Origin of the sequence: Methylobacterium sp. WL103, from assembly GCF_008039885.1 — a bacterium.
Lineage (GTDB): Bacteria > Pseudomonadota > Alphaproteobacteria > Rhizobiales > Beijerinckiaceae > Methylobacterium > Methylobacterium cerastii.
Window position 1 is genome coordinate 1 of record NZ_VRUX01001164.1, and the last position, 673, is coordinate 673.

Consider the following 673-nt stretch of genomic DNA (forward strand, 5'->3'; position numbering starts at 1 on the left):
GCGCCATGGCGAGCGCCGGCGTGACGGTGAGCGCCACCGCGAGCGAGGCCACCACGGCCAGGATGTAGGCGAGCGCCAGCGGGCCGAACAGGCGCCCGGCGACGCCGGTGAGCGCCAGCACCGGCAAAAACACCAGAAGCACCGCGAAGGTGGCGTAGGCCACCGCGCTTCGCACCTCCAGGATCGCGTCGCGCACCACCCGCGCGACCGGCAGCGGCGCGAGCAGACGCCGGTTCTCGCGCAGGCGCCGCACGGCGTTCTCGATGCCGATCACCGCGTCGTCCACCACCTCGCCGATGGCGATGGCGAGCCCCCCCAGCGTCATCGTGTTGAGGCTCTCGCCCATCGCCCCGAGCACCAGCACGGCGGCGAGCAGCGAGAGCGGGATCGCGCCCGCGCTGATCACCGCGGTGCGCCAGTCGAACAGGAACACGAACAGCACCACGACGACCAGGATGCCGCCGAGCGCCAGCGCCTGCAGCACGTTGCCGTTGGCCTGGGCGATGAAGTTCGCCGGGCGGAACAGGTCGCCGCGCAGCACGATGCCGTCGCGCTCCAGCCCCGGGCGAAGCTCGTCGAGCGCCGCGTCGACGCGGCGCGTCGCCTCCAGGGTGTTGGCGCCGATCTGCGCGCCGACCATCAGGAGGATGCCGGGGCGGCCGTCGACCAGGGC

General features: G+C 73.4%; 1 protein-coding gene. It reads right to left on the bottom strand.

The genetic code is table 11. The annotated features are described in order from the left end of the window. Window positions 1–673 (bottom strand): efflux RND transporter permease subunit (locus FV222_RS28410; RefSeq protein WP_147816449.1); only part of this gene is annotated, 673 nt, incomplete at both ends.